This is a genomic window from Schaalia odontolytica (assembly GCF_005696695.1).
Taxonomy (GTDB): domain Bacteria; phylum Actinomycetota; class Actinomycetes; order Actinomycetales; family Actinomycetaceae; genus Pauljensenia; species Pauljensenia odontolytica_C.
This window is the reverse complement of sequence record NZ_CP040006.1, coordinates 89,754-116,571: the sequence shown is the minus strand read 5'-3', so window position 1 is coordinate 116,571 and position 26,818 is coordinate 89,754. Positions and strand designations below refer to the sequence as shown.

33 protein-coding genes are annotated in these 26,818 nt (G+C 64.6%); 9 read left to right on the top strand and 24 right to left on the bottom strand.

What is annotated here, in order from left to right; translation table 11 throughout:
- Window position 1: 1 nt before the first annotated feature.
- Genes FBF35_RS00530 through pknB form a run of 3 tightly spaced genes read left to right on the top strand, consistent with a single transcriptional unit; the run spans window position 2 to window position 5,690 of the window.
- On the top strand, window positions 2-1,453 hold the full coding sequence (locus FBF35_RS00530; RefSeq protein ID WP_060566129.1) for a peptidoglycan D,D-transpeptidase FtsI family protein: 1,452 nt from the start codon (window positions 2-4) through the stop codon (window positions 1,451-1,453).
- A gap of 11 nt (window positions 1,454-1,464) precedes the next feature.
- Window positions 1,465-3,690, top strand: a complete 2,226-nt coding sequence (locus FBF35_RS00525) for a serine/threonine-protein kinase (protein WP_060566128.1) — start codon at window positions 1,465-1,467, stop codon at window positions 3,688-3,690.
- Window positions 3,663-5,690, top strand: coding sequence for a Stk1 family PASTA domain-containing Ser/Thr kinase (gene pknB / locus FBF35_RS00520; protein WP_060566127.1), 2,028 nt, complete (start codon window positions 3,663-3,665; stop codon window positions 5,688-5,690). Before FBF35_RS00525 ends, pknB begins: the two co-directional genes overlap by 28 nt.
- A gap of 164 nt (window positions 5,691-5,854) precedes the next feature.
- Here the strand turns inward: pknB and FBF35_RS00515 are convergent, their stop codons facing one another.
- The 4 genes from FBF35_RS00515 to FBF35_RS00505 all read right to left on the bottom strand — a co-directional run bounded on the left by FBF35_RS00515 (window position 5,855) and on the right by FBF35_RS00505 (window position 8,306).
- On the bottom strand, window positions 5,855-6,541 hold the full coding sequence (locus FBF35_RS00515) for a glutamine amidotransferase-related protein (protein ID WP_187348959.1): 687 nt from the start codon (window positions 6,539-6,541) through the stop codon (window positions 5,855-5,857).
- A gap of 146 nt (window positions 6,542-6,687) precedes the next feature.
- Window positions 6,688-6,843, bottom strand: a complete 156-nt coding sequence (locus tag FBF35_RS10460) for a hypothetical protein (RefSeq protein WP_007588533.1) — start codon at window positions 6,841-6,843, stop codon at window positions 6,688-6,690.
- A 10-nt stretch (window positions 6,844-6,853) separates the two neighbouring features.
- Window positions 6,854-7,615, bottom strand: a complete 762-nt coding sequence (locus FBF35_RS00510; RefSeq protein ID WP_060566125.1) for a class E sortase — start codon at window positions 7,613-7,615, stop codon at window positions 6,854-6,856.
- On the bottom strand, window positions 7,608-8,306 hold the full coding sequence (locus FBF35_RS00505; RefSeq protein WP_060566124.1) for a DUF881 domain-containing protein: 699 nt from the start codon (window positions 8,304-8,306) through the stop codon (window positions 7,608-7,610). The genes FBF35_RS00510 and FBF35_RS00505 overlap by 8 nt, the downstream gene beginning before the upstream one ends.
- Before the next feature lie 123 nt (window positions 8,307-8,429).
- On the opposite strand from FBF35_RS00505, the gene FBF35_RS00500 reads away from it, so the two are divergent.
- Window positions 8,430-8,693, top strand: coding sequence for a cell division protein CrgA (locus tag FBF35_RS00500; protein ID WP_003791600.1), 264 nt, complete (start codon window positions 8,430-8,432; stop codon window positions 8,691-8,693).
- 133 nt (window positions 8,694-8,826) lie between these two features.
- Here FBF35_RS00500 and FBF35_RS00495 read toward each other — a convergent pair whose 3' ends face one another.
- The 3 genes from FBF35_RS00495 to FBF35_RS00485 form a co-directional block, all read right to left on the bottom strand.
- Window positions 8,827-9,588: a Rossmann-like domain-containing protein gene (locus tag FBF35_RS00495; protein ID WP_060566123.1), complete on the bottom strand. Its 762-nt coding sequence runs from the start codon at window positions 9,586-9,588 to the stop codon at window positions 8,827-8,829.
- Between the two features lie 103 nt (window positions 9,589-9,691).
- Window positions 9,692-10,570, bottom strand: coding sequence for a rhomboid family intramembrane serine protease (locus FBF35_RS00490; RefSeq protein ID WP_060566122.1), 879 nt, complete (start codon window positions 10,568-10,570; stop codon window positions 9,692-9,694).
- A 109-nt stretch (window positions 10,571-10,679) separates the two neighbouring features.
- On the bottom strand, window positions 10,680-11,201 hold the full coding sequence (locus tag FBF35_RS00485) for a peptidylprolyl isomerase (protein ID WP_003791590.1): 522 nt from the start codon (window positions 11,199-11,201) through the stop codon (window positions 10,680-10,682).
- Window positions 11,202-11,352: 151 nt separating this feature from the next.
- Between FBF35_RS00485 and FBF35_RS00480 the strand changes: the two genes are divergently transcribed.
- The 5 genes from FBF35_RS00480 to FBF35_RS00460 all read left to right on the top strand — a co-directional run bounded on the left by FBF35_RS00480 (window position 11,353) and on the right by FBF35_RS00460 (window position 16,853).
- Window positions 11,353-11,955, top strand: a complete 603-nt coding sequence (locus FBF35_RS00480; RefSeq protein ID WP_187348958.1) for a hypothetical protein — start codon at window positions 11,353-11,355, stop codon at window positions 11,953-11,955.
- 234 nt (window positions 11,956-12,189) lie between these two features.
- The gene (locus FBF35_RS00475; protein ID WP_060566120.1) at window positions 12,190-12,675 is read left to right on the top strand and encodes a hypothetical protein; all 486 of its coding nucleotides are present in this window, start codon (window positions 12,190-12,192) and stop codon (window positions 12,673-12,675) included.
- Window positions 12,676-12,695: 20 nt separating this feature from the next.
- Window positions 12,696-14,459 (top strand): hypothetical protein, encoded by a 1,764-nt coding sequence (locus FBF35_RS00470; protein ID WP_187348957.1) that lies wholly within the window; start codon window positions 12,696-12,698, stop codon window positions 14,457-14,459.
- Window positions 14,438-15,658, top strand: coding sequence for a S8 family peptidase (locus FBF35_RS00465; protein ID WP_060566118.1), 1,221 nt, complete (start codon window positions 14,438-14,440; stop codon window positions 15,656-15,658). Before FBF35_RS00470 ends, FBF35_RS00465 begins: the two co-directional genes overlap by 22 nt.
- A gap of 46 nt (window positions 15,659-15,704) precedes the next feature.
- The gene (locus FBF35_RS00460) at window positions 15,705-16,853 is read left to right on the top strand and encodes a S8 family peptidase (protein WP_241772526.1); all 1,149 of its coding nucleotides are present in this window, start codon (window positions 15,705-15,707) and stop codon (window positions 16,851-16,853) included.
- A gap of 65 nt (window positions 16,854-16,918) precedes the next feature.
- Here the strand turns inward: FBF35_RS00460 and FBF35_RS00455 are convergent, their stop codons facing one another.
- From FBF35_RS00455 to FBF35_RS00375, 17 genes are all read right to left on the bottom strand, one after another.
- On the bottom strand, window positions 16,919-17,377 hold the full coding sequence (locus FBF35_RS00455; protein WP_241772525.1) for an alkaline shock response membrane anchor protein AmaP: 459 nt from the start codon (window positions 17,375-17,377) through the stop codon (window positions 16,919-16,921).
- A 57-nt stretch (window positions 17,378-17,434) separates the two neighbouring features.
- Complete coding sequence (locus FBF35_RS00450) at window positions 17,435-17,878, bottom strand: inner-membrane translocator (protein WP_241772524.1); 444 nt, start codon at window positions 17,876-17,878, stop codon at window positions 17,435-17,437.
- Window positions 17,879-17,922: 44 nt separating this feature from the next.
- Window positions 17,923-18,420, bottom strand: coding sequence for a hypothetical protein (locus FBF35_RS00445; RefSeq protein ID WP_241772523.1), 498 nt, complete (start codon window positions 18,418-18,420; stop codon window positions 17,923-17,925).
- Window positions 18,421-18,468: 48 nt separating this feature from the next.
- A complete protein-coding gene (locus tag FBF35_RS00440; protein WP_131726618.1) occupies window positions 18,469-18,873 on the bottom strand; it encodes an iron transporter in 405 nt (134 codons plus the stop codon).
- Between the two features lie 112 nt (window positions 18,874-18,985).
- Entirely contained in the window at window positions 18,986-19,435 is a 450-nt protein-coding gene (locus FBF35_RS00435; protein WP_060566116.1) for a hypothetical protein, read from the bottom strand.
- A gap of 28 nt (window positions 19,436-19,463) precedes the next feature.
- Entirely contained in the window at window positions 19,464-19,874 is a 411-nt protein-coding gene (locus FBF35_RS00430) for a hypothetical protein (protein WP_060566115.1), read from the bottom strand.
- A gap of 83 nt (window positions 19,875-19,957) precedes the next feature.
- Window positions 19,958-20,770: a hypothetical protein gene (locus FBF35_RS00425; RefSeq protein ID WP_060566114.1), complete on the bottom strand. Its 813-nt coding sequence runs from the start codon at window positions 20,768-20,770 to the stop codon at window positions 19,958-19,960.
- Window positions 20,771-20,798: 28 nt separating this feature from the next.
- Window positions 20,799-21,227: a cell division protein FtsW gene (locus FBF35_RS10590; RefSeq protein ID WP_241772522.1), complete on the bottom strand. Its 429-nt coding sequence runs from the start codon at window positions 21,225-21,227 to the stop codon at window positions 20,799-20,801.
- A gap of 40 nt (window positions 21,228-21,267) precedes the next feature.
- Complete coding sequence (locus tag FBF35_RS00415; RefSeq protein ID WP_060566113.1) at window positions 21,268-21,768, bottom strand: hypothetical protein; 501 nt, start codon at window positions 21,766-21,768, stop codon at window positions 21,268-21,270.
- 233 nt (window positions 21,769-22,001) lie between these two features.
- Window positions 22,002-22,706, bottom strand: a complete 705-nt coding sequence (locus tag FBF35_RS00410) for a hypothetical protein (RefSeq protein WP_241772521.1) — start codon at window positions 22,704-22,706, stop codon at window positions 22,002-22,004.
- Window positions 22,707-22,883: 177 nt separating this feature from the next.
- Window positions 22,884-23,399 carry a hypothetical protein gene (locus FBF35_RS00405; protein ID WP_060566111.1) on the bottom strand — a complete coding sequence of 172 codons (516 nt, stop codon included), beginning with the start codon at window positions 23,397-23,399 and terminating at the stop codon, window positions 22,884-22,886.
- A gap of 123 nt (window positions 23,400-23,522) precedes the next feature.
- Window positions 23,523-24,386 (bottom strand): HAD-IIB family hydrolase, encoded by an 864-nt coding sequence (locus tag FBF35_RS00400; RefSeq protein WP_060566110.1) that lies wholly within the window; start codon window positions 24,384-24,386, stop codon window positions 23,523-23,525.
- A gap of 93 nt (window positions 24,387-24,479) precedes the next feature.
- Complete coding sequence (locus FBF35_RS00395; RefSeq protein WP_060566109.1) at window positions 24,480-24,767, bottom strand: hypothetical protein; 288 nt, start codon at window positions 24,765-24,767, stop codon at window positions 24,480-24,482.
- An 82-nt stretch (window positions 24,768-24,849) separates the two neighbouring features.
- A complete protein-coding gene (locus tag FBF35_RS00390) occupies window positions 24,850-25,299 on the bottom strand; it encodes a hypothetical protein (protein WP_060566108.1) in 450 nt (149 codons plus the stop codon).
- 98 nt (window positions 25,300-25,397) lie between these two features.
- Window positions 25,398-25,778, bottom strand: a complete 381-nt coding sequence (locus FBF35_RS00385; protein WP_060566107.1) for a hypothetical protein — start codon at window positions 25,776-25,778, stop codon at window positions 25,398-25,400.
- Between the two features lie 131 nt (window positions 25,779-25,909).
- The gene (locus FBF35_RS00380) at window positions 25,910-26,347 is read right to left on the bottom strand and encodes a hypothetical protein (protein ID WP_131726617.1); all 438 of its coding nucleotides are present in this window, start codon (window positions 26,345-26,347) and stop codon (window positions 25,910-25,912) included.
- Window positions 26,348-26,450: 103 nt separating this feature from the next.
- A complete protein-coding gene (locus FBF35_RS00375; protein ID WP_060566105.1) occupies window positions 26,451-26,738 on the bottom strand; it encodes a hypothetical protein in 288 nt (95 codons plus the stop codon).
- Between the last annotated feature and the right edge of the window lie 80 nt (window positions 26,739-26,818).

Below are 26,818 nucleotides of genomic sequence, written 5' to 3'. Positions count from 1 at the left end.
CGTGAATAACCAGATCCGCAAGATCTTCATCATCGTTCTCCTGATGTTCGCCCTGCTGGGCGTGGGCATCACGAACACGCAGTTCATTTCCGCGTCCTCACTCAACGCCGACGCTCGCAACCAGCGCACGATCCTGCACGCGGCCGAAACCGACCGCGGCCCGATCATCGTCGACAAGACGGCGATCGCCTCCTCGGAGCGCGAGGAAGACTCGAAGCGCTACGTGCGCACCTACTCCGATGGGCCGCTGTACGCGCCGGTCACGGGCTACTTCTCGTCGGTGGGCAACGCGTCGACGGGCATCGAGGCCGCCGAGGAGGACGTCCTGGACGGCCAGTCCCAGACGCTCCTCGGACAGCGCCTGCGCAATCTCCTGACGGGCCAGAACCGTCAGGGCGGCGGCGTCTCCCTCACCCTGAACTCTCAGATGCAGAAGGCTGCAGCCGAGGCCCTCGGTAACCGCAAGGGCGCCGTCGTGGCCCTGGATGCGCGCACCGGCGCGGTTCTGGCGATGTATTCGTCGCCGACCTTCGACCCGAACCAGCTGGCCTCCTCCGACGCCAGCGCGGTGTCCGACGCGTTCTCCGCGCTTTCCTCGGACCCGAACAACCCGCTGCTCAACCGCGCAATCTCAGAGCGCTACGCCCCCGGCTCGACGTTCAAGATCCTCACAACGATCGCCCTCATCGAAAACGGCCTCGCCGACCCGGACATGCACATGCCCTCGCCCGTGTCGACGACCCTGCCGGGCACGGCGACCGAGGTCTCCAACATCGAGTCCTCCACCTGCGGCGACGGCAACCCAACGCTCACCGAGGCCTTCGCGCGCTCGTGCAACACGACCTTCGTGTTGGCTTCCGAGCAGCTGACGAACCAGCAGCTCCTCGACGTGACGAACCGCTTCGGCTTTGGCCGCGAGTCTCAGATTCCGCTGACGGTGACGCCCTCCGTGTTCCCCGCCGACGCGGACGCCGCGCAGCTCGCGATGAGCTCGATCGGCCAGTACACGGTTCAGACGACGCCTCTGCAGATGGCGCAGGTCGCCCAGGCCATCGCGAACGACGGCCAGATGATGACCCCCTACCTCATCGACTCGATCGTGGACGCCGACAACCAGGTCGTGCGCACGAACAGCCCGACCGACGCCGGCAAACCGATCTCGTCGGAGACGGCCTCGAAGCTGCGCGCCATGATGGAATCCGTGGTCTCCCAGCCCTACGGCACCGGCACCACGATGGCCCTGCCGAACATTGCGGTGGCCGCCAAGACCGGCACCGCCGAGACCGGCAACGGCGACCGCGCGAACGCCTGGGCCGTCGGTTTTGCCCCGGCGGACAACCCGCACATCGCTTTCGCCGTCCTCGTTGAGGGCGACGACAACGATCCCACGCCGCACGGCGGAGACGTGGCCGGCCCGATCGCCCGCGCCCTCCTGGAAGCGGGGCTCAAGTGAGCACGCCACGCATGACTTCCGGTGCCGGGCGAGTGCTCGGGGGACGCTACACGCTGCTCACCCCGATCGCCCAGGGCGGCATGGGCGAGGTATGGAAGGCCCGCGACCGCGTCAGCGGCCACATCGTCGCCGCGAAGGTCCTGCGCCCCGAGCTGACGGGCGAGGAGCTTTCACTCTCGCGCCTGCGCCTCGAGGCCCGTAACTCGATGTCGATCTCGCACCCGAATATCGCCAACACTCAGGATTCGGGCGAGGAAGACGGCATCGGCTGGATCATCATGGAGCTCGTCGACGGCCATCCGCTGACGGATTACCTGCGCGGCGGCTCCCGCATTGAGCCCGAGTACCTCATGCCGATCCTCGTGCAGGTCGCGATGGCGCTGGGCGCTGCCGCGCGCGCGGGCGTCGTACACCGCGACATCAAGCCCGCGAACATCATTGTTCGCCCTGATGGCATGGTGAAGCTGACGGACTTCGGCATCTCTCGCGCGAAGGGCCAGGTCAACCTGACCGCCGCGGGCATGGTCATGGGCACCGCCCAGTACCTGCCGCCCGAGCAGGCCATGGGCGAGGTCGCCACCCCCATCGGTGACCTCTACGCCCTGGGCGTCATCGCCTACGAGGCCGCGGCCGGTCGACGTCCGTTCACCGGCGAGACCCAGGTGGACATCGCCTTCGCGCATGTCAACGATCCCGTTCCGCCGCTGCCGGATTTCGTTCCCGAGCCTCTGGCCGACGTCATCTTGCACCTGCTGGAGAAGGATCCCGCGAAGCGCCCCGAGTCCGGATCCGCGGCCGTTCGCGAAATCGCGAGCGCAGCCAAGGCGATGGGCGTCTCCGTGACCCCTCGCCCGCTGCCCCTGCCGAAGGCCGCGCAGCGCCCCGAAGAGGTGCGCACGCCCGTCCAGCCGTCGGTGCCGATCGTCGCACCGGTGCGTCACCTGACGCGCCGTACTCTGCCCGACGAGATGCTGCAGCCCCCCTCGGGACTCACTCCGAAGGTGCGCGCGACGACGGGCCGCCATGCCAAGCTGCCCGTCCTCGACGAAGCGACGACGATTGCCCCCTCCTCGGCCCCGATCCCGATCACGGGTCGCCACGCCGCCGTGCCGCGCATCCTCGACGAGGCCGAGGTTCCCCCGGTCTCTCACCCCGTGTCCGCTCCCACCCGGGTTCGTCGCCTGCACCCCGAGACGACCGGCGAGCAGGCGCCCGCGGTGTCGGGTGCTGTCCGATCGCTGACCTCGACCGGTCGCCACGCAGCCGTCCCGGCCCCCGCAGCGAACCCGCCGGCACCGGTGTCGGCCCCGATCCCGACGCGATCCACACCCAAGACAGCGCCCGCGCACCCGGCTCCTGTGCCCGCTGCCCCTGCGCCTGCGCAGGCCGCCACCGCCCGCCCGACCACGGGTTCCATCCCGAGGCACGCGGCTCCCGCTCGCTCCGAGCAGGTCCCCCAGCCCAGCAGCGAGACCGCCCAGCGCCCCCAGGCCTCGGCGCCCGCGCAGCGTTCCGCGCCTATCCCGGCCCCTCCGGCCGACGCAGCGCCCGCGCACACCGCCGCGCCGAAGACCCCGCTGCCGTCCGAGCCGCAGGATCGACGCGCCGCCCTCGCCGAGCGACTGCGCCAGCGCGAGGCAGCCCGCCAGGCCGAAGACGCAGCCGAGGAGCAGCGCCGCGCAGCCGTCGCCCGCGAGGAAGAACAGCGCCAGCGCGAGCTTCAAGAAGCCCGCGAGCGCCGTGAAGCTCGCGAACGCCGCGAGGCCGAAGAAGCCAAGCGTCAGGCGGCTCGTCAGGCGACCCCGCGCATTCCTCAGCCCGCCCGCTCCGAGTCGCCTCGCCGCGACAAGGCGGCCACGGCCTCGTCGCCGCGCGTGTACGGGACCGTTCCCCAGCCTCGCGCAGCCACGCCCTCAAAGCGCCAGCGACGCTCGGTCTACGAGCCGCGGCCCGAGAAGGCCAAGCGCGGGCCGCGCTGGCACGAGCTCGACGCTCGCAGCGCGCAACGTACCCGTCCGGCGGCCAAGACCGCGTACTCGCGCAGCGTCGTCGCACCACCCGTCCCAGCATCCAGGCAGATTATTCGCGCGGTTATCGTCGCAATCATCGTGATTGCGCTCATCGCGCTTGCAGCTATTACGATCAAACACATGCTTGGCTCCCTGATACAACCAAGTGCGGGAGCACACATTATCGAGGAGGTTAGGACATGGCAGAGCCCATGGCCCACCGTCTAGCTGGCCGATACGAGGTCCGCTCGCTCATCGGGCGAGGCGGAATGGCCGAAGTCCACCTGGGCTTCGACACTCGCCTGTCGCGCGTCGTAGCAATCAAGATGCTGCGCCGCGATCTGGCGCAGGACTCGATCTTCCAGGCGCGCTTCCGTCGCGAAGCGCAGTCGGCGGCGTCGCTGAATCACCCGAACATCGTCGCCGTGTACGACACGGGCGAGGAGATCATCGAGGATGCGACCGGCCGTTCGATCGCGGTGCCCTACATCGTCATGGAGTACGTCGAGGGGCACACGGTCAAGGACCTGATCTCCGACGGCACGGCCGTTCCGATCAACGAGGCCATCGAGATCGTGTCGGGCGTCCTGTCTGCCCTCCAGTACTCGCACGCGAACCACCTGGTGCACCGCGACATCAAGCCCGGCAACATCATGCTGACGTCAGACGGCAAGGTCAAGGTCATGGACTTTGGCATCGCGCGCGCCCTGACGGACTCGCAGGCCACGATGACGCAGACGAACGCCGTCGTGGGCACCGCCCAGTACCTCTCCCCCGAGCAGGCTCGCGGCGAGACCGTTGATGCTCGCTCCGACCTGTACTCGACCGGTGTCGTCCTCTTCGAGCTGCTGACGGGCCGCCCACCCTTCAAGGGTGACTCGGCCGTCGCCGTCGCCTACCAGCACGTTGAGCAGATCCCGCCCACTCCCTCGTCGATCCTGTCCGATATCCCGGACTCGCTCGACCGCGTGGTGCTGAAGTCCCTGGCGAAGAACCGCGAGGACCGCTACCCGAGCGCCGCGGCAATGCTCGCGGACCTGCAGCGCGTGGCCCGAGGCCTCGACGTGGGCGCGCCGCCCGCCGACTCGTGGGCGACCGAGGTCCTGCCCGCCGCCGGCATGGCGTCCGCACGCACCGCCGCGACCACGCCGATGGCCGCGGTCCCCAGCCACGCGCCCGCCGCGGCGATGGCCGCGACCTCCACGTCGCTGCCCGCTGTTGCCACCGATGACACCGCGAACGAGGCTGCCAAGGCCCGCAAGCGTCGCACGGCGATCATCGCGACCGTGTTGCTCATCGCCCTGCTGCTGATCGGCGGCTCGGTGTGGGCCCTCACGCGCGGTGCCGCCGAGCCCGAGTCGATCGCGGTTCCCAACGTCGTCGGCCTGACCCAGGCCGAGGCGAAGACCCAGATCGAGCAGGCTGGCTTCACGTGGGAGCTCAACCCCGACAAGGTCGCCTCCGACACCGTTGCTGAGGGCTCCGTGGCCTCCACCGACCCCGCTGCGGGCACGCAGGCCGAGAAGGGCGCGACCGTTCGCGTCACCATCTCCTCCGGCCCCGATTCGGTGACCCTGCCGGACAACCTGGTTGGCATGAGCCCCGACGACGCCCGTAAGGCGATCGAGGCCCTGGGCCTGAAGTGGGAGCTCGACTCCAGCAAGGTCGCCTCCGACACCGTTCCCGAGGGCAAGGTCGCGCAGACCAACCCCTCCCCCGGTTCCAAGGTGAAGGCCGGCCAGACGATCCGCGCCTACCTGTCCTCCGGCTCGGATCAGGTGGACGTGCCCGACCTGTCGGGCATGACCCAGGATCAGGCACGCAGCACCCTCAAGGGCGTCGGCCTGGAGCTGGGCAACGTGACGAGCGTTGACTCCGAGAAGGAGAAGGACCGCATCGTCGAGCAGGATCCCGCGACCGGCACGAAGGTGAAGAAGGGCACCGCCATTGGCGTGTCCATCTCGAGCGGCAAGGCCGCGCAGGTGGAGATTCCCACCGTCGTGGGCATGGGCCGTGAGGACGCCGAGGCGCAGCTCAAGGCCCTGGGCCTGACCGTCACCATCGAAGAGGTCGCAGGCAACCAGCCCGCCGGCCAGGTCCTCTCCGTCGAACCCGGTGAGGGTTCGAAGGTGGAGAAGAATTCGACCGTGAAGCTGAAGGTGTCGAAGGGCGGCCAGAACGGAAACAACGGCGGCAACAACGGCAACAATAACGGGAACGGCCACTGAGTGAGCCCCGGGCCGCGTCGCGGTAGTACCGCTTCGTAGCTGTCCCCGTTGATCAGTGAGGCCCGCGCCTGCGAGGAGAAATCCTCCGGCGCGGGCCTCAGTGTATGCGCGGGGGCGCGGGCAACACGCGCGGCGGCAGCAGCGTTAAGAAGCCTCCGCGCAACCTACAGCTTGAAACGCTCCGCGACGACGGGCTTCAGGGACACGGCCCGCTCACGCGCGTCGGCGTCGCCGCAGGCGGCCAGCCAGTTGGCGAACATGAGGTGCCCGGACTGGGTCATGACGGACTCGGGGTGGAACTGGACGCCCTCGAGGGGCAGGGAGCGGTGGCGCACGCCCATGATGATGCCGGACTCGGTGGTCGCGGAGACCTCGAGCTCGTCGGGCATGGTCGCGGGGTCGATCGTCAGCGAGTGGTAGCGGGTGACGGTCAGCGGCGAGGGCACGCCCTCAAAGACGCCGCGCCCGTCATGCGTAATGACGGAGGTTTTGCCGTGCATGAGCTCGGGCGCGTGCCCGACGGTCGCGCCGAAAAGCTCACCGAGGGACTGGTGTCCCAGGCACACGCCCAGCATCGGGATGCCATGCTCGGCGCAGTCGGCGATGGTCTGCAGGGAGGCGCCGGCGCTCTTGGGGTCGCCGGGTCCGGGGGAGATGAGGACGCCGTCGTAGCCGGCCTCGAACCACGCGGGATCCACGACGTCGTTACGCACAACGTCCACAACAGCACCCAGGTGGCGCAGGTAGCCCACGATCGTGAAGACGAACGAGTCGTAGTTGTCGACGCAGAGGATTCGTGCCATCGCGGGTCCTTTCATGTACGAGGCCGTGGCCTCTTCTCCGGCATCCATCGTAGGGCGCTCCCCTAGTGGGCGCGCGGGCGCTGTCCGCTCTCCGGGCGCGCGGTCGCGTACGGCGCAGCCCAGCCAACGTCCGTGGATACGACACGAGGCCGGGTCTCCCCGGCCTCGTCCCTCCTCAAGCGAGCGGCTCAGGCTCAGCCGACGGAGGACTGTCCCAGTTCCAGGTAGGACTGGACCCAGGGGTAGACCCAGGTGAAGAGAGCGGCGACGGCCGCGCCGATGAGGGCCAGGGATTCAATGACCTTGAACCAGGTGGGGCCGGGCAGGTGGCGGAAGATCCATGCGTACATGTGAGGTCCTTCAGTTCGTGGGTTCGTCGACGAGTTCGGCGGGGACGCCCGTGTCCTTGGGGGTCCAGGATTCGAACTTGAGATGGACGATGTAGCGCTGCCAGTTGCCGTATTCGGGGTGGCAGGTGGTCATGGTCATCCAACGCTCGGTGGGGGTTTCGGACCAGGAGACATCGTCGATGACGGGGGCGACGACGCGCATCTGCGTGGGGTCGGTCGCGTCGATGATCTCGGAGGAGACCATGGAGTAGACGAGGTAGTGGTCATCGACTTCCACGACGACCTTGTCACCCTGGGTGAGGCGGTCGATCCAGCGGAAGTTGTTGCCGTAGGTGCGGCGGTGGCCGGCGACGGAGAAGTTGCCGACGCCGCCGGGCTGGGTGGTCATGTCGTAGTGGCCGGCCCATCCCTGGTCGAGGACGTAGGAGGTGGTGCCTTCGGCGAGGGGGATCTTCATCCAGTCCCAGGTGGGCACGTGGACGAGGCCGTAGACCTCGCCGTCGCCGACTTCGCGGTCGAAGGCGGGCGGGTCGTCGGTGCGCACTTCGCCGAGGGTGCGCTTGGCGGGCTGGTGTTCTTCTTCGTACGAGGCGATGGTCTGGGAGACCTGTCCGGCGACCTCGTAGGTCGTCCAGTAGAGCTGCCAGACGGAGAAGAGGCCGACGATGATGGCGAAGGTGATGAGCAGTTCGCCGACGACACCGACGATGTTCCAGAAGATGTTGGAGCGTTTTTTCTTAGCCGGCGTGGTCGGGGCGACGTGTTCACCCATTCGATTCCTCCACGGTTGCGTAGTTGACGGTCAGCGGGGTGGTTGCGGGCGCGAAGCTCAGGGAGTCTTTGGTCTGCATGTCCCACCCGAGGCCGTACTTTGTCACGTAGGCCTGATAATTCACCATACGTGGGTTTGCGGTAACCGTCGCGCGCAGGGTGGCAGGATCACCGATTGCTTGGATCACATAGGGCGGAGAGAAGCTGGTTCCGTCCACGAGGATGACGTTGCCGATGCAGCGGATGACGGTGCGCGAGGTGATGCGCACGCCCTGGACGGTCATGGCTTCGGCGCCTCCGCTCCACAGCGCGTTCATCGTGTCTTCGATGTCCTGCTGGTGGATGACGAGGTCGTTGGGGGTTGCACCTTCGGGAATTTCTCCCGGGGGCGCGTCGCTGAGGGTGATTTGGACGCCGGGGCCGGTGACGCTTTGGGTGGAGCGAGCGGTGAAGACATCCTCGTCGCCGGATTGGGGGGCGACGGAGGTGTAGCTCTGGATCTGCGTATCGAGCGCGGAGACCTCGTTTTCGAGGGCTTTGACCTGTTCCTGGCGGTTGCGCACGAGGGTGGACAGGTCGGAGGTTGCCGCGGGGTTTTTGCGTTCGTTGAGCGCGGAGACGGAGAAGAGGAGGCCGGAGGCGATGGTCACGGCGAGCACGCCGGCGATGTGGCGGACGCTGCGTGCGTGCATCTTTCCCCCTTGTGTGGCGCTGCGCTTTGGCACTTTCCACGTCCGAGACTACGCTAGTGTTGCGACTAATTCATCACCGCCGGGCGGTTTTCTTCCCGCGCGGGCCAGCAGAGAGGACCCGACGTGGCCGAATCCAAGAAGCGTAAGAAGAATGGGCACGAGGTTGAGGATGATACCGACATCCAGAACTGGACTGACGGTATTCCGCTTAGCCCCGCCTGGTGGGCGCCCACGTTTGTGGCCCTGATGATCCTGGGCCTGCTGTGGGTTGTCGTCTACTACATTTCGTCGGGCACGTACCCGGTTCCGAAGCTGGGCGCGTGGAACATCGCGGTGGGCCTGGGCACGATGATGGTCGGCTTCCTGATGACGCTGCGTTGGCGTTGACGGGGCGCGGTGGGCGCGAGCCTGCCGTCTCCAGTGAGTGTGAGTGTGGGGCGTTCCGGCTGCGGCCGGGACGCCCCACTATTTCTATCGACGAGGCCGTGGCTGACTACCGGGTCACGGCCTCGTCCTCGGGTCAGGGCCTGCTGAGCTCAACCCTCATGCCGGCGTCGTACATGCCAAGGAGGGAGCGGCCGGCGAGGCCGTCTTCGAGGCGCGCGGGGTGGGCGCTGGCGAAGGACATGACGGTGGTGGCGCCGGCATGCAGGATCGCGGGGGACGCGGGGGCGGAGGGGCCGAGGACGACGGTGTGGGCGTCGGAGGAAAGCGCGAGGAGGCGCGGCATGGTCTTGTTGACGAATGCGGATCCGGAGATGAAGACGTAGTCCATTTCGGGGAGCAGGTATTCGCAGGCGGAGTCGGGGTAGTCGCCTTCGAGGACGTTGCGTTCGAGGATGTTGAGCTCGGCGACGTCGGGCATGGCGGCGGCCGCGAAGGGGAAGTGGCCGATGACGGCGACGCGTTTGCCGGCGACGAGGGGGGCGTAGGGGTGGAAGGTGCGCGCCCAGTTGTTTTCCTTGCAGGGGCGGAATCCGTGGGCGAGGGCGCGTACGGGGTGAGAGTGGTAGGCGTTGACGGCGGCCATGCCGATGCCGGCGTCCTCGAAGTTCCAGGACTTGGCGAGGGCGGCGACGTCGCGCAGGGGACGGCCGACGAGGTCGGAGGGGTCCTCGGTGGCGCGCGGGCGCGACTGGACGTTCATGCCGAAGGCCATGCCGACGCCATCTTCGCTGGAAGCGACGCGGCGCCATTTGCCGTCGGTGAGGATCTGGGTGACGGTGATGTCGGCGGGGATCTCGTCGATGAGCTGGTCGTACAGGTCCCAGGGGCTGGTCATGGTCTCTCCTGTGGGCGCATGAGGAAGGGCCCGGCACTATTTGCCGGACCCTTCCTATATTAGGTCATCCTTAGATGCCATGCGCCTGTCGGCCGTTGACCGCTCACGCGCCGTAGACCTCGTACAAGACGCGGAACGCGAGGGCGTTGAGCACGAGCATGCCGGCGATCATGCCGAGTGCGACGACCGCTTCGCGCCGGTTCTGATACACCTGCGTGACGCCCGGACGCGGGCGGGCCATGCGCACCAGGACCCACGTGGCGCCCACGCCGGCGATCGCACCACCGATGTGCCCCTGCCATGAGATGCCGCTGACCATGAAGCCATAGACGAGGTTGATGCCAAGCAGCGTCAGGATCGCGGTCGTGTCTGAGCCGCCCAGGCGCTGGAGGACGAACACCGCGCCAAACAGGCCGAAGACTGCGCCCGACGCGCCCACGGTGCTCACGAAGATCTCAGAGGGCTGGATGAGGCACCAGGCAAGAATGAAGGCCGAGCCGCCCAGCGCGCTCACCAGGTAGAGCGTGAGGAAGCGCCACCGGCCCAGGACCGGTTCGATCGCGCGCCCCACCCAGTACAGGGAGAGCATGTTGAAGAGGATGTGCATGATGCCCCCGTGCAGGAACGCGCCGGTGAGGACCGTCCACGGGTGCGACATCAGCTCAGCAGGCACGAGCGCCAGATCGAGCTTCGTGGTGGGTGCCAGCAGGGTCACGACGTACATGAGGACGCAGATCGCCATCATCGCGTAGGTGACGACCGGCGTGCCGGCTGCGGCCGCGCGCGAGGCGGAGCCCATCCACCGCTTCTTGGAGGACGTGCAGTCCACGCAGATCGAGCGGACCTCGGTGGGGATCGCGCAGTCCACGCACATCGGGCGGTTGCAGCGCTTGCAGTAGTCGACACTGCGCACGCCCGGGTGGCGCGGGCAGTCGGGGGCGGCGCGCGGATCAGAGCGCTGGCCGTAGCTCGGCATGCTCATAGCTTCCCTTTCAGCAGGCGGGTAAGGGACGAGGCCGGGGCGTACCATCCCGGTCACTGCACGCAGCAGCGGGGGCGGCCCCGGCCTCGTCGATGATGAGGGGAGAGGGTCAGTCGACGATCTCGATGGAGTTGATGACCTGCTCCGTCACGGGGCGGTCCTGGGCGCCCGTGGGGGTGGTGGCGATGGCGTCGACGACGCGCTTGGATTCCTCGTCGGCGACCTTACCGAAGATGGTGTGGTTGCCGAGCAGCCACGGGGTGGGGGCCACGGTGATGAAGAACTGGGAGCCGTTGGTACCCTTGCCCATGCGCTTGCCGGCGTTAGCCATGGCGAGCAGGTAAGGATCGTTGAAGTTCAGCTCGGGGTGGATCTCGTCGTTGAACTGGTAGCCGGGGCCGCCGGTGCCGGTGCCGAGGGGGTCGCCGCCCTGGATCATGAAGCCGGGGATGACGCGGTGGAAGATGGTGCCGTCGTAGAGGGGACGAGAGGTCTTCTGGCCGGTCGTGGGGTCGACCCATTCGCGCTCGCCCTTGGCCAGGGTCACGAAGTTGTTGACCGTGTTGGGGGCGTGGTTGGGGAACAGTTCGACGGTGATGTCGCCGGCGGAGGTGTGAAGAATAGCTTTCATGACTGTAATGGTCGCATCTTTTCCTGGGTGTTTCCTGTCCGTCACGCACCTCACGCGAGCCGGTGGGCTGCAGATCACAGCCCGTTGTTGCACAATAGGAGTGAGTGGCGCGTCCGCGCCCCTGTTTATTGTGGACAGAATCGGAGACATCATGGTTACTTCGCCGACTTTCGATGCAGAGAAGCTGCGCGCATCGTCTCAGCAGCTTCGCGACGCCGCTGCCATTTACGCCGGCAAGGTTGCCGTGCGGGCTGCCGATCTGGCTGGCCAGGGCGTCGACTGGGCCGCGCCTCGCGCTCAGGCCGCGCTGAATTCCGCGATCGAGCACGCGACCCCCGCGATCGAGAACGCCGCCGCTCGTGCGCAGGCTGCTGCCGCGCAGGCCGGCCCCGCGATCGAGAACGCTCGCGAGCACCTCGTGGACGACTACCTGCCGCGCGCTTCCCTCGCCGTCAACCAGGCGGGCGCCGCACTGTCGGCTCGCGGTTCGCTGTCGGAGCGCGCTCGTCGCGCTTCCGAGGCGTCGGCTGTCGCCCTCACCACCCCCACGCGTAAGCGCCGCAAGTGCCGCGCGCTCCGCGCCTTCGGCCTGACGGCCCTGGTGGGTGCCGTCGCCGGCGCGGGCTACATCCTGTGGAAGCGTTCGCAGCCGATCGAGGATCCGTGGGCCGAGGAGTACTGGGCGGATCTGGACACGGATTCTTTCGTGCCGGACACCGAGGCTGAGAAGGCCACCTTCGAGGCGGGCGAGTGAATTTAACCTTCTGAGAGGTTTTTGCTTCGGGGGGCCGCGGCGCGCTGCGCTGCGGCCCCCAACTCATCGCCACCAAACATCGTTTGCGCAAGCCGTAACGTCGGAGCACTTTCTCCTCGTCATGGTCGACACTTACTCCGCATTTTTGCGCGCTTTGCCGGATGGTCATATGATGAACATCATCTCATTGACGTCTGCAGGCCACGCCTGCGCTTGTTACGCCCGGAGGTTGTCGTGAGCGACGTGAGCTTCAGCTCCCAGAATCATGATCAGACGCGCCAGGATGGAGCCCTTGGAGCGGAGTCTTTCAACACGGCCGCTCAGACCGCTCGCGAGTTTGCGGACGCTCAGGTTGCCGACGTGTGGGGCACCGAGTCTGGCGTTGAGGCCGCTCGTCAGGCACTCCAGGACGCCTACAACACCGCTCGGGAAGGTTTCGCATCCGAGGGCGATAAGCTCCGTGATTTCGACCGGAAAGTTCTCGATACCGAGGACGACTTCAAGAAGACGGAAGACGAGGTCATGCGTAAATTTAAGGGCGAAGAAGCCAACATGGCTTCCATTCCTTTCCTCGGTTCTCTCGTCTCCTCGCTCGGTATTCCGGTCCATCAAGCTGCGGGAACGCTCAATCCCACTTCCACGACGCCTTCGTCATCAACGACCTCCACAGGCTCACAGGATACTAACAATCCTGTTGTCGGCGGCAGTTCTGACTTCTGAGGATAGGGAAGGACACTGCAGTGGTTAAGAGTCCGATGTACAAGCGCCTCATGCAATTCGTGGAGGACGCGAAGGCAAACGAATCTCTCGCGAACCTCGATCTCAAACACCGCACCACGATGGATGCCATTAACGAGGCCGAGCGACGCTTACGGCACTACCGCGAATACCAGGGTTTCCGAGGCCAGACGGGCACCGCCATCGACAAGTGGCTCGCCGATGCTGAGCAACGCTTGCAGGACTGGCGTGAATCCTACCTTGCGACCGCTCAGGTCGAGGTGGAGATGCGCCGGGTCATGCAGCACGCCCGTGAAGAGGCAGAGATGCTATCCCCCGTGCTGGTCGACTCCAGGCTCGACGCCTTGCGTGACATGGCCGAGGTGACGATCCCCGTTGCGCAGAGCTTTGGTATTTTCGGGGCCGGCGTCAACGCCGTCGCCTCGACCGGCGCGGCCGTCTACGATGCCGTCGCCGCTCAGGCCAACGCGCAGCGCGAGGCCAACTCGGCGGACATCCTTCGGCGCCTGAACGACTCCATGCACGAATTGGCGAACCACGCCCGAGATGTAAAACAAACCTCGAGGGCAAGGAAAGTGGGTACGAAAAAAACCGGGCACGTATCGGATTACCCCTCAGTTTCCGCTCCCTGGGTTGCCAAGGAACTCGAGAACGGAAACAAGTCAGCATCCCCCGATCAGCCCGGCGTGTACCCGGGCGACCGCGAGAGCGACTACGGACGCGCATTCCAGCGCGGCGCCAATTCCAGCGCCTACCCGAGCGGTTACGACGACCCAACCGCGCAGGACGCTGATGCCGAGAAGCTGCGCAAGCTCCAGTCCCAACGTATCCCCGATCGCTATACCAGCGAGGGCCAGCTGGGTAGCCGCAGCAAGCCCATCACCGACCCCGAGGATCTGAAGGGGATCGACCTGATGCACACCCGCATCGGTGGCGAGCGCTACGCTAACGGCCTCACTCGCGGCGGTTACACCCCCGCGCCTCCAAGCGATCGCCATCATCCTCTGTGGAACATTAACGGGGGGCCCTCCACCCGCTTCGACGCCTCCGGGCGCACGAGCCTCGCGGGCGCAGGAGCCCTCGGCGCCGGCGTCCTCGGCGCGGGTGCCCTCGGTGCCGCCGCCCTCGGCGCGCGCGGCGCCTCTGGCCTGGGTGCTGCTTCGCTCGGCGCGCTGGGTCGCGGTGGTGCGGGCGGCTTGGGTCGCGGCGGCGCAGGCGGACTCGGTGCGGGCGGCCTGGGAGCCTCCGGTCGCGGCGGCCTGGGCGCGGGCGGCCTGGGAGCCTCCGGTCGTAGCGGGCTGGGCGCGGGTGGCCTGGGAGCCTCCGGTCGTGGCGGGCTGGGCGTGGGCGGCCTCGGCGGGCTACGCGGGGGCTCGGCCTCCGGTGGCGGCTTCGGTGGAGGCGGCCTGCCTGGTAGCACGAGCGCGTCGGGCGGGACGACCGGCCTGACGGGTACGAACGGCACGGGCGGAGCAGCTAATGCTGCAGGAAAGACGGGCGGCGGCAGCGCCGCTGGCGGTGCCGGCGCGGCCGGGCGGCCCGGCATGGGCGGCTTCATGGGAGCGGGTGCAGGTGCGGGTGCCGGTGGCGGCAAGGACGACAAGAAGGGCAAGCGGCGCAAGTACACGGCCTTCAAGTTCGAGGACGACGAGGACGACGCACTGCCCCCCGGCTACGTCAACCCGATGTCGCAGACCTACGGATCAGACAAGGACCTGAAGCCCGCTTCCCAGAAGGACGACGGATGGGATCCCCGCCAATGGTGACCACGAACCACGTGTCCGGCCGCCGACGGCGGCTACAGCTCGCGGGTGCGTGCGCGATGACCCTGGCCCTGGCGGCCGGGGCCATCGCCCTGCCCGCCGCTCCCGCTCACGCCGCCGACCCGATCACAGCCAACGAACAGACCTTCTACGCCTACTACAAGCTGGACCAGGCGCGGGCCAAGGGCTACACGGGCCAGGGCGTCACCATCGCACTCATCGACGGCGAGGTCGACACCAACGCACCCGAACTCGCAGGTGCCTCAATCATCGACAAGAGCCCCTGCACCGTCACCTCGAGTCCCTTCTCCAAGACACACGGCACTTCAATGGCCTCGCTTCTGGTCTCCAAGGCCTACGGAGTAGCCCCCGACGCCACACTGTTGACCTACACGACCAGCCAGCCCGGAGACAATGACGTGTCCGGCCGTGACTGCACCAGCAGCAACGGCAACGGTATTGAAGACCCCGTCTCCCTAATTAACCGCGCTATCAGCGACGGCGCTCAGATTATTAGCATATCCTCATCTAACGATGAGTCTTCTGACACAACGAAGTGGGCGATCGCCCGAGCCAACGCCCGCGGCGTCATCGTCGTCTCCCCCATGGGTAACGACGCGAAAGACGAAACACTCGACACCTATTCGAAGTGGTCCGGCGTCGTGGGTGTCAGCGCCATCGACACCACCGGCAAGGTAGCCTCCTACTCCTCGTGGGGCCAAGGCACCACCGTCGCAGCTGTAGGCGGCCCCGTCGTCGTACACAACTACGAGAGCGGGAATAAAGGATTTACGGACGGAACATCAAACTCTGTTCCCCTCGTCGCCGGATTCTTGGCCCTGGCCAAGCAGAAGTGGCCCAACTCCACCAGCAACCAACTCCTCCAACTACTCACCAAGACAGCTCGGACCGATCAAAGCGGATGGAACACCTACATCGGATACGGAGCGGTTGATCCCGGCGCCATGATCAACACCGACCCCTCGCAGTACCCGGACGAAAACCCGCTCATGGACCCGACTCGACGCAAGGGCCCCACCACCGAGGAAGTACACCAATACATCGACGGCCTCGTGAACCCCCGCGACATCGCCTTCGACGATTCGTACACCTACCGCGGGGCCGACGAAAGCGTCATCAGCAACACCGACACCGGCGTACCAATCCACCTGGGCACCAGCCCCCGCTACCACGCCAAATGACGACTAGCCCAACGCGACACCGGCGGCTGCTGCGCCTTGCGGGTGCGTGTGCGATGACCCTGGCCCTGGCGGCCGGGCCATTGCCCTGCCCGGCGCCCCCGCGCACGCCGCCGACCCCATCACGGCGGCCGACCAGTCCTACTTCACCTACTACCAGCTCGATCAGGCGCGGGCCAAGGGCTACACGGACAAGGGTGTCACCATCGCACTCATCGACGGCGAGGTCGACACCAGCGCACCCGAACTCGCAGGCGCCACCATCATCGACAAGAGCCCCTGCACTGTCCGCTCGAGCGTGTATTCCAAGAGCCACGGGACAGCCATCGCCTCACTCCTAGTCTCCAAAACGTACGGCGTTGCCCCCGACGCCACCCTCCTGACCTACCGAACCAGGTTCGAGGATGAGGGCGAAGATGCCGCTGCCGGTTGCCCGGTCCACAACGGTAATGGCATCGAAGAAAACAACTCTCTCATCAATCGCGCCATCAGCGACGGGGCTCAGATCATCAGCATCTCCTCGTCCGACGAAGATCTTGATGAAGCAACCAAGTGGGCGATCGCCCACGCCAATGCCCGCGGCGTTATGGTCGTCACCGCCATGGGTAACACGGCGAATAACGAAACGGACACCGGCCTCGCAAAGTGGTCCGGCGTCGTCGGCGTCGGCGCCATCGACACCACCGGCAAGGTAGCCTCCTACTCCTCGTGGGGGCAGGGAACCACCACCGCAGCAATAGGTGGCCCTATCACCGTCCGTAACTACGAAACAGGGAACAAAGCAACCACAGACGGCACGTCGTACTCCACGCCCCTCATCGCAGGTTTCCTGGCCCTAGCCAAACAAAAGTGGCCCAACGCCACCAGCAACCAACTCCTCCAACTGATGACCAAGACGGCGTTGAACAACGAGGGCCGCTGGAACAAGTACACGGGGTACGGGGTTGCTGACCTCGGTGCCATGATGAACACCGATCCGTCCCAGTACCCCGACGAGAACCCGTTGATGGACCCGACCATGCACAGGGGTCCCACCACGGACGAAATCCTGCAGTACATGAACGGCCTCGTAAACCCCCGCGACATCGCATTCGACGATTCGTACACCTACCGCGGAGCCGACGAAAGCGTCATCAGCAACACCGATGCCGGCGTGCCAATCCACCTGGGCACCAGCCCCCGCTACCACGCCAAGTAGGACAGAAAAGACCCCGTGTCGCCGCCGTTTGGCGGTTCGACGCGGGGGTCTTTCGTGTCTCGGGATCAGCTCTTCGACGAAGAGTTCATCACAGCAACCAAGATTGCCACGATGCCAGAGACCAGGATCAGGATCATGCCGATGGGCAGGGCGTAGAACAACTGCCCTAAGAACGAAAATAGAGTATCGCTATTGTGTTGGAAGCCGTTGGTAGCACGGCCAAGGAATAGCGTGGCTACGAGGGGCAAAATCGTAAGCAGCAAGCCAATTCCAAACAAAATAACCGCCGGCGCGTACGACCTACGACGCCGCGCGGGCACCGCAGGCCCATAGGCCACCGGCCCAGCCTGCGGGATTCCCGCTTGCATTCCCGGATCGACGGGCATCTGTCCCCAATTCTGCTGCATTGCGGGCTGCGTGGCTTCCTGCGGCAGGCCCTCGGCCTGTGGAGGATTGGGCACTTGCTGGCCGCCGTATCCGGGGGAAGTATTCGTGTCCGGGGCCTGGGGAATTGGTGTTGTCACTGGTGTTCCTTGGGAAGTTGATGGTGTGGGAGCAGAGTTCGTCGGGTCCGGGAGGTCCTAGAACAAGGAGATGAGGTAGAAGAACCCGTAGATCAAGAGGATCAGAAGAACGACGAGGCCAACAACCACGAGCGGCGCAGCATTCATGAGCAGGCCTCGGGCGATGTAGCCGCGCTCGGAGGGGTTCTTCGTCTGCTTGAGCGCAACGAAGCCCAGAACCAGGCCAATAATGTTCACCGCGATGACGGGGATAGAGAAGAATCCGGCCACGAAGATGAAGGCAATCGGGGCCAGGTCCAGCCCGTGCTCACCCCTGGGAATCAGCACGTACACCAGCGTCCCGAGGATGACCAGTGCAAAGACAACGAGTCCGGTGATACCGAATCCGCGACACGCTGCTCCTAAGGCCTTGCCCCGGCTGCGTCCAGGCACGGCGGGCTGCTGGGGAGCCTGGGCCGGATACCCGTTCAAGCCGGGACCGGTCGAATATGGAGTCGTCACAGGTAGTCCTTCATTCGTCGAGAGCAATGGGACAGAGGCATCCGCTATAGGCTAGTCTCCATCATCCAGAGGACGGCCAGGATCTCGGCAACCAGAAACACAAGCATCGGGGCTGCATTCAGCCAAATCCCCACCATGCACGCCTTCGCGTGACGCGGATCCTGCGCCCGCTTGCGCCCGGTCTTGCCAAGGACAAGGCCGATGATGTTCATAATCCCACCCAGGATATAGACCATCGCGACGACGAGAATGAAGTTGATCGGAGCGATAACCCTCTCAAAGGAGTCGTGCGAGTCGAACGAGGTATAGGCTCCAAAGAACAGCCCGCCAACGCAGAAGACGATCCCAATAACCCCAAGGCATATGGAGGCTACGACGAGGCCATGGCTGGGCGGAGCCGCAACCTGCAGTACCGGCTGCATGTCGCCGTAGGGGTTGCCCGGGATGGCACCGGGGTAGACCGGCGCATTTCCGGGGTAGGCTGGCGCGTTTCCGGGGGTGCCAGGCATCCCGGAACCGGGAGAATGTGGCATTGTCATCATCGGTCCTTCACTCGTTATTCATTACGTCTGAGTACCCACCGGATGGGGTCACCGTGAGCGACTGCGGGCTGCACACACCAGGATGAGGCCAGAGACCATCAACATCAGGCCGAAGGGGACCACGTACAGAAGAAGTGCAACGCCGGCCCAGGCGAGCCCGTCCCCGCTATCCCCATGGTCTCCGGGGATGAGATCGATCGCGAGACAGCCAGCAATCGACGCCATGACGATGACTGCACCGAAGACGAGCAGGATGATACCGCCGATGCTCCGCCTCTTCTTCGCGCGAGGCACGGGTTCCTGGCCCGGATAGCCGGGCTGTGCGGCAGGCACATACCCCTGGCCCATCGCACCGTTCATAGGCTGCGCGCCCCATTGAGTGGGAGTCGCGTTCTCCGGAGGATACCCCGGAGCGGGATGCGAGTCCGGGAGGTACGGGTTCGGGGTTGTCACGGTCGGTCCTTCACGTGTTGATCGGTGCGCCCATGCGGGCTGCGATCACAATCCTAAACGAGCATATGTTCACGCCACGCATCGACAGTCACAAGGCCTCGGAGCGGCTTTCTCAGTCAGGCACGTACACCCAGTACAGCACTCCGAGGATGATCCACGGCAACACGTTGAGCAGGAGGACGTAGAGCGCTCGTCTCACTTCCTTAACGTTGTTGCACCGCAACAACTCGATGAGACCGAAGATTCCCCCGAGGACATTGATGACGAAAAGGGCTAGCAGGGCGAATATCCAGATCAAGCCGCCGCCGATTCCATATTTGCGCACCATCTCGTCCGCGTTTGCCATTTCGATGTAATAGATGACCGTGAGGACGATGCTCAAGAGGATTACGACCCAACCACCGAGGCCAGCCACCAGCGACAGCACCCACGTGCTTCGCGTGCGCACGGGCGGACGTCCGTCATGAACGTCGCCTCCGGGAGCGACGCCGGCCACGAACTGAGGGTAGGTCACAGGCTGCGCTGTGGCACCCTGCGCAGGAACATCATTCGACGCACTCATCGGTGGCCTCCTTCGTCGCGGAAAGGTGTTATTTCCATCCGAATAGCCACTCGGCGACGCCTGCTCCCAGCACGCTGTAGGTCAAGACAATAACGACGATGGGACTCAGGCACAGGACCACTCCGCACAGGCTCGCGCTGCGCTGTCTGCTCGACACATCTGATTCACCCAGCTCTGCCCTGGCGATGACGAGGCCGGTGAGACTCAGACAAGTGGTGAGGCCGCCGCCGATCATCGCAATGACACGGTTGTAGACGATGCCGTCAACCTGATGGAAGTCTGGGTGGAGTAAGACGACTATCTCGACGATGATCACAGCGGTGATGGAGATCGCGGTGACAATCAACGCGCCGGCACCGCATCTGAGGGGCGTCCACCTTTTGCGGGGCGTGCCGGGATACGGCTGTACCCCGCCACGTTCACGATCCGGAGCCTCCATGCCCCTCCCTCCAAAAGTATTTCAAAATTGAGATTAATGGAGAGAGGGTGTTAACGCAAGGAGGAATGAGCTGGGATAGCTCTCTACGAGATTGAGGCAAGAACCGCCAGGGGAAGGAACAGAAGACACAAGCACAGGGTTCCATTCAGGACTATTCCCCACGTAGCGAGTGCTTGCTCACCCTCACTGTCGGCGCGTCGAAGCGCCCGTATTCCCATGATCAGGCCCGTCAGCTGGGCAATGCCCACCGGGACGGACACGATGACGAAGGCGATCACAACAAACATGCCGAGCAAGAACGAGTCCTCCGGCGTCGAAGTAATTTCGCCGAGCATCGTGAACAGGCCGACAAGCAATGCTCCACCCATCACCAGCAAGCCTGCGACTCCCACCCCAACGGATCTCGCGCCCGCGCTGCTGAAGAAGCGCTCAAACAGGGAAACACACATGGACAGGACCGCACCGCCACAGACAGCGAAGAGGGCAACGAGGCCAACCGGGTCGCCAACAAGACCCGCGGCAGGGATGATGCCGGCGCAGCCAAGGAAGAAGGCATTCGCTCCCACTCCAAGCGCGCAGCGCCCGAGCTCCGCGCGATCCTCGGCGTGCCTTCGCCCCACGAACCCGGCGATGACACCCGCCAGATGAATGATCCCCGCCGCGCAGGCTACGGGCAGGACAGAACGGATGAACTCATCGTCGCTCATCACCGCAGAGTCCCCGGGGATGACGGGGTGAGTGCCGGCGTTCATCTCGTCAAAAAACGAGGTCGACAGGACGATGAAACCCCCGATGATCACGGCAAGTCCCGCGAGTGCGCAGGCAAAGGACAACCTGTTCATCATTCTCAACATGCGCTTGTTGGGCACAGGTGCGGGACCGCTGTGATCATTCATGGTTTTCTCCGTCCAACGCTTCAGTGACCTACATGAACAGCATCAGAACGATCATGAAGGCGGTGAAGACGACGTATGGGCTTGCGTTCAGGAGGATTCCCAGCCAGTTGAGCTTCCTCGTCTTCGGTTTCCCCACTGCCCCAACAATCCCGATAACACCGCCGGCGAGGTTCACCGGGCCAATAAACATCAGCGCAAAGAGTGGCAAGAATCCGATCGCTTCCTTGCCACTCGGGTCAGGATCGGATGCGCTGGCTCGGATAGCAAGCCACATGGCCAGTATCGTCAGGCCAATGAGGGCCCACCCGACAACACCCAAGATGATCGACGCTCGATTCACCTTCTGAACCACGGGCCCCTGAGGCACAGGCGCATAGCCCGGAGCAGTCCCCTGATATGCAGGCTGCGCGGGAACTGCGGGCTGCCCCACAGGCTGCTGTGGATACGACATACTCATTTGCTTCCTCCACTCAATGGGCGCTATTCGCAGACAATAGTCATCCGAGAGCCATCACGGCGCCAGCAGCACCGGGGAAGCTCGACGTGCTAATCCAGGCAAGAAGAGCTGCAGCGATCACCCAGGGAAGAATATTCAGGCCGATACCGAGCAGGCTCCACATCCGCTGTCGGCCAGAGACCGAGGGCCCCAACTTCAGGAAGCCAACAATCAGACCGGCAAGATTGATGGGTGGCAGGAGGCACATGTATACAACGAACGGAATGATCCATACAAAGCCACCGCCTTCGGGATGGTCACTGTGCACAGCAGTGAAAACGATATAGGCGCAGTACAGGAGTGACAGAACCAGGACACCCAGTCCGATGATCGCAAAAATGAAGGACAGCCTACTGATCTTTTCCGGGACCTGGCGCTGGGGCGCCAGCGAATATGGCACGCCCGCCTGGGGCACAACCTGCTGCACAGGCTGCGCGGCCTGCGCCGGCTGCGCGGGAACTGCGGGCTGCCCCGCAGGCTGCTGAGGATAAGGGACGCTCATCAGATTCCTCCTCTATTGCACCAACATGATGCGGCAACGAGACTGTGAAGAACCCACACATCCCCCGTACCGAAAAGTCTTTCAAGAATTGAGACTAACGACAAGGCAACTCCCACGCAAAACACGCTCACCCCACAAGCGCACGCAGCGACGGTCTCCTCATGCGAGCACAGGACCGATATTGCAACGAAAAGGCGACACCTCGGCCATCGCCAGCAAAGCGCCGGGCAGGTTCAGATGAGAACCAGCAGGGGGAGGAAAAGCACGCACCAGCACAGGGGCACGTTCAGGACTATTCCTCGCCCGGCAAGCGCCCGCTCGGCCTCGCTGTCGGCGTGCCGACGCGCCCGTATACCCACGATCAGGCCCGTCAACTGGATAAGGCCCGCCGGGACGGACATGTAGATGCAGACGGCCACGACAATCAACTCGGGCAAGAAGGGTCGCCCCGGCGTCGTAGCTAGTTCGTGGAGCATCGCGAACAGGCCGACAAGCAACGCTCCGGCCATAGCCAGCATGCCCGCGGCTCCCGCGCCCACCGATATCGCGCCCGCGCTGGCACGCATGCCGCGGAATAGGGACACACACGCAGCCAGGACCGCAGCGCCGCACACAACGAGGAGGGGCACGAGCGCCCGCGGATCGGGGACCAAGCCAACGACGGGGGTGATACAGGCACAGGCAAGAAAGAAGGCATTCGCACCCACTCCGAGCGCGCAGCGCGCGAGCTCCCTCCAATCCTCGGCGCGCGTTCGTCCCATCAGCCCGGCGACGACACCCACCAGATGAACGATCCCCGCCACGCCGGCTGCAGGCAGGAGGGAACGGACAAACTCGCCGTCGCTCATGACCGCAAACTCGCCGGGTATGACGAGGTTAGCACTTGCACTCATCTCGTCAACAACCGAGGCTGACAGGACGACGAAACCCCCGATCATCACCGCAAGTCCCGCGAATACGCAGAATAGGGACGGCCTGTACATCCATCGCGACGCGTGTTCGCGAGGCCCACCTGCGGGAACGCTGCAGTCGTTCATGGCATTCTCCTCCCAGTGATCGCAGCGGCGGCCTCGTCATACACAAGCACACGCCATCACTGGGCGTGCGCTCACGACCTACGAGAAAAACGGTGCCACGGCCAGGCCGACGAACATGATAACGAAAAAGATGACGTACGGGCTCGCATTGAGGATAATTCCCAGCCTATTGAGCTTCCATTTCGCCGGCTTCTCCTTCGCCCTTGAGGAAGCGACGATGATACCGATGAGGTTCAAGGGACCGCCGAGGGCCAGCACAAAAAGAGGATAGAAGCCGACAATAGCCTTCCCACTCGCGGACACATCCGGCGAGTGCATCAGTCTCCACGCGTCCAGCACTAACAGCGCGATGAACACCCATACACCAATTCCGAAGACGAGGGAGAGGTAGTTAACCCGCACTTTCACAGGCCCCTGGGGCACGGGCGCATAGCCCGGCGCAAATCCCTGGGGCGCTGGCGAATACCCCTGCGGCACCGGCTGCGCGGGAACTGTAGGCTGCGCGGGTACTCCCGCCTGGGGAACCCCCTGATATGCCGGCTGCGCGGGCTGCGCCGGCTGCGCTGCAGGCTGCTGAGGATATGACGTGCTCATCAGATTCCTCCTCTATTGCACCGACGTGCGGCAACGAGACTGTGAAGAACCCACACATCCCCCGTACCGAAAAGTCTTTCAAGAATTGAGACTAACGACAAAACAACCCCCCGCAAAACGCACTCACCCCACAAGCGCGCGCAGCACCTGGGCGACCCCGGCCTCGTTGTTCGAGGGGGCGACGAAGCGAGCGGCCTCGACGACGTCCTGCGAGGCGTTGGCCATCGCGAAGGACAGGTCGCCCTCACTCATCATGGACAGGTCATTCCCGGCGTCGCCGAAGACGGCGGTCTGGGAGCGATCAACACCGAGGAAGCGCTGCAGGTCGCGCACGGCGCTCCCCTTGTCGACGCCTCGGATCTGCAGGTCCGCCCAGTTCGCACCCGAGATCGCGTACTGGTGCGTGTCGGCGAATCGCGCGAGCGTCGCCTCCGCGAGCGCCTCAACCGGGCCGAGGACGAAAACAGCGAGCTTGACGATCGCGTCGCCGATCTCGCCGGCCTCGATGGCGTCGATGATGGCGATCTGATCATCCACGCGCTTGGTGCGGTGGTAGTAGGGCAGAACGCCGTCGACGAAGCGGTCGTCGGTACGCTCGACGTAGGCGAATTGCTTGCCGCACATGACCAGACCGCCGTCGATCCCCTCCGGCCCCGAGGTGGCCTCGCGGACGAGGCGGATGACCTCGCGCACCGTGGGGGTATCCACCGGGTGGGAGGAGACCTCGACGCCGTCACGCATGACGATCCCACCATTTTCCCCGATGACGGTCATGCCGGGGCGCCCGGGGAACATGTCGATGAGGGTCCACACCTGACGGCCGGACGCGGGCGCGAAGGTGACGCCGCGCGCGTCCATCTGGTCGAGCAGCTCGTCCATGCCGGGCGGGAAGTTCTTGTCATCGTCCAGGAGGGTGCCATCCATGTCGACGGCGGCCAGGCGCAGGTCGGCGCCCGCGTAAAGCGCGGGGTCAGTGGGGGTCATCATGGGTCCATTGTGCCCGACGGGAGGCACGGGTGCTCGCACCGGGAACGAGGCTGGGGCAACCTCACGCTGCCAGACTCAGCCGGGCGACGAACCTTAGTTGTCGCTGCTCGGCATGTTGGATATCTTCTCCGCGAACGCCATGAAAAGGGCGATCACGAGAACAATAACGCCGGCCGGAGTGAAGCGATAGAAGGCCCACACGAAGGCCCAACCCGACGAAACGCTATTGGGATCACCCCGACCGACGGTTGCGTCGACGTACGCCGAATAGAAGAACGGGCTAATCATCAGCAGAAGCCCAATAGCACCAAGAATGAGCGGAATCTTGTAGTTTCCACTCTTCTTCGTCGAAGGGGACACTCCACTCGTGCTCTCGCTCATGCCTGATCCTTTCACTGCCCGCCGCTGGGGTGATGTCTTGCACCACCATAGCGCAACGGCCGCGGCGTACGCGTGGACGGTCTTAGTACCCCTGATTCCGCTCCGCACCCTTGACGGCGAGATGTGCAATGAAGGCGAACAGGAAGGCAAGAAGGCTGAACAGAGCCACGAAGATAAGGCACAACAGGAACATAAGGCCAGCATCAGCTTCTGATGCATTGCCACCCGAAACAATAGGGTCTACCAGGAGCACCAACAGCGGCCAATAGACGACGCTTCCCAGGATAACGAATCCCAAAATGACGCAGGAGCGCACCACCTTTGAGCCGCGGCGTGGTTTCTGGACGCTCAGTGCGCCTTGAGGATCCCAAGCAGCTCCGTAGGCCTGTGCGGCCCACGCCGCCGCTTCGGCGGCCTTCCTCTCGCGCCTCTTCGTTACCCCAGCATCGATTGCCAGCGCGATAAGGAAAATAATGAGGATGGGGGCGACAAGTAACAGCACGCTATCCAACTGAAGCAACCTCCAGATCATGAAGCCGCCTTAACGGCCTTCTATTCCATTCGGGAAGACACCGGGGTACCCCAGAACCAGCACCATAGCGCAACGGCCGCGGCGCGCGGTTGAAACCCTCAGAGGCCCTGTTCCTTCTCATCAAGCTTCTGCGCGAGCTTGGCGAAGATCGCGAGCAGGAACGAAATAAGACCGAAGGGGGCAACATAAAACACGGCGAAGAAGAAGGTCCAGCCGCTCGCGACACCGGAGGGATTACTGCCGCTATCCATCGCTTCAGCTAGCAGGGGCAAAACGAACACGCTTGAGAGCAGCACGATCCCCAAGATGACGAAGAAGCGCGCCAGCTTTGAGCCCCGACGCCGCGGGGGAGTAACAGGTGCGCCAGTGATTGCCGCGGTCGATCCGCCAGGCGCGACGGGCTGCGCCACGACAGCGGATGCAACCATGGCCTCGGGGACATTCTCGCCGCGCATCGTCACGTCGTTACTCTCGTTCATGCCTGGTCCTTTCACTGCCCGTCGCTGGGGTAATGACTACCACCACCATAGCGCAACGGCCGCGGCGAGCAGCACGGCAGCCACGAAGGCCCCGACGAGCCTACGCTCGCTCGCTGCATCGGGTAGTTTCGCTAGATGCCAAGATTGAACAGAGTAGCCCCACAGAATCTGGTAACGAAGTAAAAGGCGACTATGACCACCGGGGGAATGATGAACATGCGCGCCGACAGCGCGTTTTGTTGACGTGCAGTCCACACCCATGCGACCCACTCGCCAATTCCCACGCAGAAAGCAAGAAATACGGTGAGTAAACCAAAAATCATGCATGGGACGAGGAGAAGACCCGGAAGCCAGTACTGACCATCGCCATTATCCGAGTGATCCCCAGGCCCTAAATTAATCAGGAATGTGACGATGCTCGGCGCGAGAAGCAGCAGCAGGCCGACGACGGCAAAGATGATCCAAATTTTGGGAACCCGCGGCTTCTTCACGATGGGCTTCGCGGGCAGGATCCGCGCAGCCGTTCCCTGTTGCCACTGCGGCGATGCAGGAGAGATGCCCTCAGACACCCGAGCCCTCGCTGGACTGCTAGGAGCAACCCCCACAGGTATCGCTGCCTCATCTTTTCCACTCATCATCAAACCTCCTCGTTCGCGATGTGAATGAATCTAACTAGAACCACCAGAAGGCAACAGCCGCAGCGAGCAGCACGGCAGCCACGAAGGCCCCGAGGCGCGAAAAGCGCCGCGCACCCACTGACAGCGGGCATTGGGTCGAGTCGGATAAGGAGAAGATCTCCTCGTCGAGGTCGGCTCGCGCGCGCACGCTCGGGCGCACGGCGGGCGGATACGAGGGCGGCGCGGGACGCCGGCGACGCGCGGCTGGCCTGGTGACCTGCGCTCCTCGCGCGGCCCCACCGACCCCCTCCGCGTGCGAGTACTGGGAAGGCGAGCGGTACACGATGTCTCCATCGACTATTGCGGTGTGAATGGCGCAATCCTAGCACTCATGAGGCGCGCGTCACATACGTTTGATTTCTT

Excerpts from the sequence above, each read along its gene's own strand:
- FBF35_RS00405 (WP_060566111.1), bottom strand. The coding sequence starts at position 23,399 with ATGAGCACGTCATATCCTCAGCAGCCTGCAGCGCAGCCGGCGCAGCCC.
- FBF35_RS00510 (WP_060566125.1), bottom strand. The coding sequence starts at position 7,615 with ATGGGTGAACACGTCGCCCCGACCACGCCGGCTAAGAAAAAACGCTCC.
- FBF35_RS00495 (WP_060566123.1), bottom strand. The coding sequence starts at position 9,588 with ATGACCAGCCCCTGGGACCTGTACGACCAGCTCATCGACGAGATCCCC.
- FBF35_RS10590 (WP_241772522.1), bottom strand. The coding sequence starts at position 21,227 with ATGAGTATGTCGTATCCACAGCAGCCTGTGGGGCAGCCCGCAGTTCCC.
- pknB (WP_060566127.1), top strand. The coding sequence starts at position 3,663 with ATGGCAGAGCCCATGGCCCACCGTCTAGCTGGCCGATACGAGGTCCGC.
- FBF35_RS00425 (WP_060566114.1), bottom strand. The coding sequence starts at position 20,770 with ATGAATGATCACAGCGGTCCCGCACCTGTGCCCAACAAGCGCATGTTG.
- FBF35_RS00515 (WP_187348959.1), bottom strand. The coding sequence starts at position 6,541 with ATGGATGCCGGAGAAGAGGCCACGGCCTCGTACATGAAAGGACCCGCG.
- FBF35_RS00480 (WP_187348958.1), top strand. The coding sequence starts at position 11,353 with ATGGTTACTTCGCCGACTTTCGATGCAGAGAAGCTGCGCGCATCGTCT.
- FBF35_RS00400 (WP_060566110.1), bottom strand. The coding sequence starts at position 24,386 with ATGATGACCCCCACTGACCCCGCGCTTTACGCGGGCGCCGACCTGCGC.
- FBF35_RS00390 (WP_060566108.1), bottom strand. The coding sequence starts at position 25,299 with ATGATCTGGAGGTTGCTTCAGTTGGATAGCGTGCTGTTACTTGTCGCC.
- FBF35_RS00465 (WP_060566118.1), top strand. The coding sequence starts at position 14,438 with ATGGGATCCCCGCCAATGGTGACCACGAACCACGTGTCCGGCCGCCGA.
- FBF35_RS00485 (WP_003791590.1), bottom strand. The coding sequence starts at position 11,201 with ATGAAAGCTATTCTTCACACCTCCGCCGGCGACATCACCGTCGAACTG.
- FBF35_RS00525 (WP_060566128.1), top strand. The coding sequence starts at position 1,465 with ATGACTTCCGGTGCCGGGCGAGTGCTCGGGGGACGCTACACGCTGCTC.
- FBF35_RS00430 (WP_060566115.1), bottom strand. The coding sequence starts at position 19,874 with ATGGAGGCTCCGGATCGTGAACGTGGCGGGGTACAGCCGTATCCCGGC.
- FBF35_RS00410 (WP_241772521.1), bottom strand. The coding sequence starts at position 22,706 with ATGATCGGGGGTTTCGTCGTCCTGTCAGCCTCGGTTGTTGACGAGATG.
- FBF35_RS00490 (WP_060566122.1), bottom strand. The coding sequence starts at position 10,570 with ATGAGCATGCCGAGCTACGGCCAGCGCTCTGATCCGCGCGCCGCCCCC.
- FBF35_RS00415 (WP_060566113.1), bottom strand. The coding sequence starts at position 21,768 with ATGAGCGTCCCTTATCCTCAGCAGCCTGCGGGGCAGCCCGCAGTTCCC.
- FBF35_RS00445 (WP_241772523.1), bottom strand. The coding sequence starts at position 18,420 with ATGATGACAATGCCACATTCTCCCGGTTCCGGGATGCCTGGCACCCCC.
- FBF35_RS10460 (WP_007588533.1), bottom strand. The coding sequence starts at position 6,843 with ATGTACGCATGGATCTTCCGCCACCTGCCCGGCCCCACCTGGTTCAAG.
- FBF35_RS00385 (WP_060566107.1), bottom strand. The coding sequence starts at position 25,778 with ATGAACGAGAGTAACGACGTGACGATGCGCGGCGAGAATGTCCCCGAG.
- FBF35_RS00505 (WP_060566124.1), bottom strand. The coding sequence starts at position 8,306 with ATGCACGCACGCAGCGTCCGCCACATCGCCGGCGTGCTCGCCGTGACC.
- FBF35_RS00435 (WP_060566116.1), bottom strand. The coding sequence starts at position 19,435 with ATGAGTGCGTCGAATGATGTTCCTGCGCAGGGTGCCACAGCGCAGCCT.
- FBF35_RS00395 (WP_060566109.1), bottom strand. The coding sequence starts at position 24,767 with ATGAGCGAGAGCACGAGTGGAGTGTCCCCTTCGACGAAGAAGAGTGGA.